The 6634-nt window shown below is 75.4% G+C and carries 7 protein-coding genes; 4 read left to right on the top strand and 3 right to left on the bottom strand.

The window, feature by feature from the left end; genetic code table 11:
- The first annotated feature begins 80 nt into the window (after positions 1–80).
- Positions 81–812, top strand: coding sequence for a TetR/AcrR family transcriptional regulator (locus BIV57_RS18060; protein ID WP_071657876.1), 732 nt, complete (start codon positions 81–83; stop codon positions 810–812).
- Positions 813–849: 37 nt separating this feature from the next.
- Complete coding sequence (locus BIV57_RS18055; RefSeq protein ID WP_079170444.1) at positions 850–2211, top strand: cytochrome P450; 1362 nt, start codon at positions 850–852, stop codon at positions 2209–2211.
- A gap of 31 nt (positions 2212–2242) precedes the next feature.
- Here the strand turns inward: BIV57_RS18055 and BIV57_RS18050 are convergent, their stop codons facing one another.
- Positions 2243–3388 carry an FAD-dependent oxidoreductase gene (locus tag BIV57_RS18050; RefSeq protein WP_071657875.1) on the bottom strand — a complete coding sequence of 382 codons (1146 nt, stop codon included), beginning with the start codon at positions 3386–3388 and terminating at the stop codon, positions 2243–2245.
- 268 nt (positions 3389–3656) lie between these two features.
- Between BIV57_RS18050 and BIV57_RS18045 the strand changes: the two genes are divergently transcribed.
- Positions 3657–3956, top strand: coding sequence for a hypothetical protein (locus tag BIV57_RS18045; RefSeq protein ID WP_139275710.1), 300 nt, complete (start codon positions 3657–3659; stop codon positions 3954–3956).
- Between the two features lie 46 nt (positions 3957–4002).
- Here BIV57_RS18045 and BIV57_RS18040 read toward each other — a convergent pair whose 3' ends face one another.
- Both BIV57_RS18040 and BIV57_RS18035 read right to left on the bottom strand, forming a co-directional pair.
- On the bottom strand, positions 4003–4467 hold the full coding sequence (locus BIV57_RS18040; protein WP_071657873.1) for a YiiD C-terminal domain-containing protein: 465 nt from the start codon (positions 4465–4467) through the stop codon (positions 4003–4005).
- 73 nt (positions 4468–4540) lie between these two features.
- Entirely contained in the window at positions 4541–5755 is a 1215-nt protein-coding gene (locus BIV57_RS18035; RefSeq protein ID WP_245797788.1) for an amidohydrolase, read from the bottom strand.
- 52 nt (positions 5756–5807) lie between these two features.
- On the opposite strand from BIV57_RS18035, the gene BIV57_RS18030 reads away from it, so the two are divergent.
- The gene (locus tag BIV57_RS18030) at positions 5808–6494 is read left to right on the top strand and encodes a GntR family transcriptional regulator (RefSeq protein ID WP_245797787.1); all 687 of its coding nucleotides are present in this window, start codon (positions 5808–5810) and stop codon (positions 6492–6494) included.
- Positions 6495–6634: the final 140 nt, after the last annotated feature.

The following is a 6634-nucleotide window of genomic DNA, read 5'->3' as shown; positions in this document are numbered from 1 at the left end:
GGCCCCCGACGTCCGGAGCACCGCTCGAAAAACAGAGCACCGCTCTCGACAATCGCCAACCCCCGCCCGATACTGCAGACATGACCGCCGCCCCCACGAGGGCCCTCGCCCGCGCCGCCGTCTCCACCGCGATCCTCGACTCCGCCCGCCGCCACCTCGCGGAGAGCGGCCCCGCCGCCCTCTCGCTGCGCGCCGTCGCCCGGGACATCGGCATGGCCTCGTCCGCCGTCTACCGCTACTTCCCCTCCCGCGACCGCCTCCTGGAGCGGCTCATCGCCGACGCCCACGACGCGATGTCCGCGGCCGCGGAGGCCGCGGAGACGGCCGTCCCCCGCGACGACCTCCCCGGCCGCTGGACGGCCGTCCTCACCGCCGTGCACGGCTGGGCCCGCGCCCACCCCCACGAGTACGCCCTGGTCTACGGCACCCCCGTCCCCGGCTACCGCCCCCCGGACATGACGATGGACGACGCGGGCCGCGTCGGCCTGCTCATCGTCCGGATCCTCCAGGACGCCGCCCGCGCCGGCCGCCTCCACCTCGACGCGCTGCGTGCCGCCACCGCCGAGGCCCCGCCCTCCGACCACCTCCGCCACGAGCTCGACATGCTCACCGCCGAGGTGCTGGGCGCCGCCGAGGCCGCCGAGAACCCCGTCCCCCCGGAGGCGGTCGCCGCCGCCGTCGCCGCCTGGACGCACCTGTTCGGCACCGTCAACTTCTCCGTCTTCGGCCAGTACGACTCCCTCTTCTGCGACAGCGACGCCTATGTCGCCTTCTCCGCACGCCAGTTCGCCGCACTCCTCGGACTCACCTGAAACCTCACCCGAAATCCGGCCAGGAGGTCATCCCGCCATGAGCACCGCCGCCCGCCAGACCGCCCGAGCCACCGCCGGCACCCCGGGGGAGGCCCGCTCCGGCGGCCTCCGCCCCAGCGCCCTGCTCGGCGAACTCCGCCTCGGCGCCCGCCTCGCCACCCAGCAGGTCGCCGGCAGCCTGGTCGCCCGCCGCGGCGACCTGCTGGCCCGACTCGACCACCTGCCCTGGAAGATCAACCCCTACCCGGTCTACCGGGAGATCCGCGAGCGCGCGGAGGGCGGCCTCTACCGCTCCACCTTCGGGCTGTGGGTCACCCCGGACCACGCCCTCGGCCACGCGGTGCTCCGCGACCGCCGCTGGAAGGTGGCCGGCGACCCCTACGACGCCCTCACCGAGGACCGGGAGGCCCGTGCCGTCCCGGAGTTCGACCTCTCCTTCCTCGCCATGGACGCCCCCGACCACACCCGGCTGCGCCGCCTCGCCCGCCCCGCGTTCAGCCCGCGCCGCATCGACGCCTACCGGCCGCTCGTCGAGCGCGTCGCCAACCGGCTGCTGGACGACGTGGAGCGGCGCGGCCGCCTCGGCGAGGTCGACCTGATGGCCGACTTCTGCGCGCCGCTGCCCATCGCGGTCATCACCGAACTGCTCGGCATCCCGGACGTGGACGCCACCCGGTTCACCGCCTACGGCCGCGTCGTCGGGGGCGCGCTGGACGGCGTGCGCAACCTGCCGCAGGCGCACCGGCTGCGCGCCGCCACCCGCGACCTCAACGCGCTCTTCAACGACATGATCGAGCTGCGCCGCCGGCAGCCCGGCGAGGACGCGATCTCGCTGCTCGTCTCCGAACTCGACGGCGGGGAACCGGCGATCACCGCCGCCGAGCTGGTCGGCGTCTGCAAGCTGCTGCTCATCGCGGGCTTCGAGACCACCGTCAACCTGCTCGGCAACGGCCTGCTGGCGCTGCACCGCACGCCGGGGCAGTGGAAGCAGCTGGTCGCCGACCCGGGTCTGGCCGCGGACGCGGTGGAGGAGACGCTGCGCTACGACGCGCCGGTGCAGATGACGTCCCGGCTGGCGGGCGAGGAGATGGAACTGGCCGGCCGCACCATCGGCAAGGGGCACCTGGCGATCGTGCTGATCGGCGCGGCGGGCCGCGACCCGGAGGCGCACGACCGCCCGGACGTCTTCGACATCGCCCGCACCCAGCGCACCGAGCACCTGGCGTTCTCCGGCGGCGTCCACTACTGCCTGGGCGCCCCGCTGGCCCGCATGGAGGGCGAGGTGGCCCTCCGGGTGCTCGCCGAGCGCCTCCCGGACATGCGCATCACCCGCCGCCCCAAGCGCCGCCGCACCACCACCATCCGCGGCATCACCGAACTCCCCGTCAAGACCGCCTGAGGCCGGACCGCCTGACGGTGCTCCACGGCCGCTACCGGCCGGGCGGGGTGCCGGAGGGGGTCCCTCCGGACGCGGCCGGGGGGAGCAGGGGCGGCAAACCCCGCACCGCGCGAGCCGCCAGCCGCCCCGCCCGGCTCGCCCCGATCGTGCTCGCGGACGGCCCGTACCCCACCAGCATCACCCGCGGCTCGTCCGCAACCCGCACCCAGTCGCGCATCCGTATCCCGCCCCCGGCGCCCCGCAGCCCCAACGGCGCCAGGTGGTCCAGCGCCGCCCGGAACCCCGTCGCCCACAGCACCGCGTCCACCGCCTCGAACGACCCGTCCGCGTCCCACACCGCGCCCCCCTCGGTGAACCGCGAGAACATCGGACGCCGCACCATCGCCCCCGCCTCCCGCGCCGCCCGCACGGCGGGCGTCATCGCCACCCCCGTCACACTCACCACGCTCTCCGGCGGCAGGCCGGCCCGCACCCGGCGCTCCACCTCCGCGACCGCCTCCCGCCCGGCCTCCTGCGTGAACTCCGACTCCCGGAAGACCGGCGGACGCCGCGTCGCCCACACCGTCCCCGCCGCCACCGGCGCGATCTCCGCCAGCAGCTGCGCCGCCGAGTTGCCGCCGCCCACCACCAGCACCCGCAGCCCGCGGAACTCCTCCGCGTCCTGGTACCGCGCCACGTGCAGCTGCCGCCCCCGGAAGACGTCCGCGCCGGGGTAGTACGGCACGAACGGCCGGGTCCACGTCCCTGTGGCGTTCACCACAGCGCGCGCCGTCCAGCTCCGCCCGTCCGCCGCCTCCACGACCAGCGGCCCCGTCCGGTCGCCGGCCCCGGTCGCGCCGTCCGCCGCGTCCCGCACCGCCGCCACCCGGACCGGCCGCACCACGCCGAGCGCGAACTCCCGCTCGTAGCGCGCGTAGTACTCAGACACGACCTCCCGCGCCGGACGCGCCAGATCCGCCTCTGACGGCTCCATCGGCAGCCCGGGGAGGTCGGCCACCCCGTGGGCCAGATCGAGCCGCAGCGACCGCCAGCGGTGCTGCCACGCCCCGCCCGCCGCCTTGTCCCCGTCCAGCTGCACGAACGGCACGCCGTAGCGGCGCAGCCAGTACGCGGTCGACAGGCCCGCCTGCCCCGCCCCGATCAGCACCGCGTCCACATCCGCATGCCGTGTGCCCATGCCCCGCGCAACGCCCGAAGGGCCGGAATCCTTCCCGTCCGTCAACCGGGCGCGTACGCTGCCGAAGGTCTCGATCGGGTTGCGATACCCGGGGATTTCTCCTGACAGGGCGTCGGATTCCGGGGGTTGGTGGGGCGCGGATGGCTGAGAGGTACTAGTTTGCTGTCCCTACGGTGCTTCAACTCCGCCGTAGGACCGCCGCGGTGACATCGCAGTGGGGATGGGGAAACTGATGGCAGAACGGATGCAGATACCGGCGAGGCCGGTCATGCCCGGAGTCGGGCACGGCATGGCCTCCGCCGGCAGGCGCGTGGACAGCTACCTGTCGGTGCTCGCCGGTCCTGCCCCCGCGCAGGACAGCCAGGCGGACGCGACGGCGCTGATGCACGAGCTGACACGCCGACGGCCGGCCGCCGAGCCCGCCGCTGCGACCGCCGCCTCCGCGGCGTCCGCGGCGACCGCTCCGCAGACCAGCGCGCGCCCGACGAACCCGCTGCGCCGCAAGGGCCTCTGGCTCTTCGCGCCGCTGCGGAAGCTTCGCCGGAACCTCTTCGGCGGGCGGGCCTGACGGTCCGCCCCCGAGCACCGGGCCGCCGGCGCCTCGCACCGAGGCGTCAACGGCCCGGTTTCCGGCGTGCGTAGACCTGCTTGCGCACCCGGGCGACGACCGTGCCGTCCGCCGCCACCACCTCGGTGTCGAACCAGACCAGCGCCTTCTCGCCGTCCGCCGTGCGGGAGCGGATCTCGGCCAGCCGGTCCTCGGTGAGGCGGAAGTCGGCGTAGACGGGGCCGCGCCCGGGGGCGACGTACTCGATCTCGGCGGCCTTGTCCCAGACGATGTGGTCGGTCCCCAGGTTGTGGAGCACCATCAGGCCCCAGAACGGGTCCGTCATGGAGTAGAGCGAGCCGCCGAACTGTGTGCCGGCGTGGTTGCGGTTGAAGCGGCCGAGGCGCAGCCGGACCCGCGCGTGCCGGTAGTCCTCGGAGAGGCCGACCACGCGCACGCCGGCGCCCAGGAACGGCGGGTAGACATTGAGCGCCAGGCGCATCGCGCGGGCCGGGATTCTGCGAACAGCCATACCGGGAACGCTACCGGACGCGGTTACCCGTCAGTAGCCCCGTCTCGGCCGCTGGTCGGGCCGCGGCCGCCGGTCAGACCAGCGCGCCGTGCCGGGCGCCGACCCGGCCCCCGGCCACCACCAGCGACGGCACCGGACGCGAGACGACCGCCTCCGCGGCGTTCCGCACCGGCAGCGCCACCAGGTCCGCCACCGCGCCCTCGACGACGCCGAACTCGCCGTCGCCCAGGCCCAGCACCCGCGCGCCGCCGAAGGTGGCGGTGTGCAGCGCGAGCTCCAGGTCCTCGTCGAGGCGGCCGCCGAGCGCGTGCGCCAGCATCATCGCCCGGTCCAGCATCCGGCCGTCGCCGAACGGCGACCACAGGTCCCGCACGCCGTCGTTGCCGGCGCCGACCACCCCGCCGGCCGCCCGCATCGCCTTGATCGGCAGCTGGCCGCGGGACGGTGCCACCGTGGTGAGCGAGATCCCGTTCGCCGCGAGCCCCGCGACCAGCTCCTCCACCAGCGCCGGGCGCCGCTCCTCGACCGCGTCGGAGAGCGCGAAGGCGTGACTGATCGTCACCCGGCCCTGCAGGCCGAGCGCCTTGGTCCGCTCGATGATCTGCCGGAACTCCCAGGCGCCCAGCGAGCCGCCGTCGTGCAGGTGGATGTCGAGCTTGGCGCCGTGCCGCTCGGCGATGCCGAAGATCACGTCCAGGTGGCGCACCGGGTCGTTGTCCAGCCCGGCCGGGTCGATCCCGCCGACGGCCTGGACGGCGCCGCTGCGCACCGCCTCCTCCAGCAGCTCCTGGGTCCCGGGCTTGCGCAGCATGCCGCGCTGCGGGAAGGCGACCTGCTCGACGGCGATCCGCCCGTCGAGGTTCCGCGCCGCCTGGGCGACGTTCTCCACGCCGCGCAGACCGACCCCCGGGTCGACGTCGGTGTGGGTGCGGATCCGGGTGGTGCCGGAGGCGGCCATCTCCCGCAGCAGGGCGGTGGAGTTGTCCACGCTGGGGACGCCGTAGCGGTGCCGGTTCTCCTCCTCGTGGGTGACGCGCGCGACGAGGTCCGGCGCGGGGGTGTGCGGCACCCAGTCGCCGCTCCACAGCGTCTTGTCGACATGGCAGTGCGCGTCGACGAGACCGGGGATGACCAGCGCGCCGTCCAGGTCCTCGACGGCGCCGTCCTCGACGGCGCCGTCCCCGGCCGCGGCGGCGAGGCCGCGGCCGACCTCCGCGATGCGCGTGTCGGCGATCCGGATGTCCCACCGGCCCTCGCGACCCCAGATGTTGGCGTTCCTCAGCAGCACGATGCGGCTCCTCAATAGTGGTATACCGTTCAGGTTGAGGTATACCACTTCTGTGGGCGCAAGTGATGAGACGTACGAGGCACTGCTGGAACGGATCGTCGAGGGCGGCCTCCGTCCGGGGCAGCGGATGGTCGAGCGCGACCTCGCGGCCGAGCTGGGCGTCTCCCGGGTGCCCGTCCGCGAGGCGCTGCGGCGGCTGTCGGTGGAGGGGCTGGTGGTCCTCGTGCCGCGCCAGGGGGCGCTGGTCGCGCCCTTCACCCCGGCGGACGTGGAGGACCTCTTCGACGTCCGCGAGCGCCTGGAGGGGCTCGCCGCGCGCCGCGCGGCGGAGCGTGCCGACGCGGACGACCTGGCGGCGCTGGGCGGGCTGCTGGACGCGGCGCGGGCCGCGCGCGACGCCGGCGACGAGCGGGACTTCGCCCGCGCCAACGCGGGGTTCCACCTGGCGGTGGTGCGGGCGTCCGGCAACGCGCTGCTGGAGCAGATGACGGCGCCGCTCGCGCAGAAGCTGCGCTGGCTCTTCCGGTTGACGGCGGACCGCGACGGGGCGCAGCAGTGCGCGGAGCACGCCGCGCTGCTGGCGGCGGTCTCGGCCGGGGACGCGGACCGCGCGGAGGCGCTGGCCCGCGAGCACGCGGCCTCCGGCCGGGCCGAGTCCATCCACGCGGCCTCCGCCTGGGCCGACCCCGACTTCGACCCGGTCACCCTCACCAAGACCCGCCGCCGCACCCGCACTTGACCGCAGCCTTGCTGCCGCGGCGTGGGCGCGGGGGGGCGCCGTGGGGGGGGCGCGCGAAGCGTCGTGGCTCCGCCATGCGGGCCCGACGGCGCTTTGCTGCCGCGAGATGGGCGGGGTGCCGGGGTGGGCGCGGCGGGGGC

Origin of the sequence: Mangrovactinospora gilvigrisea (assembly GCF_001879105.1) — a bacterium.
Lineage (GTDB): Bacteria > Actinomycetota > Actinomycetes > Streptomycetales > Streptomycetaceae > Mangrovactinospora > Mangrovactinospora gilvigrisea.
Note: the sequence above shows the minus strand (reverse complement) of the source record. Positions and strands in the feature narration are given on the sequence as shown.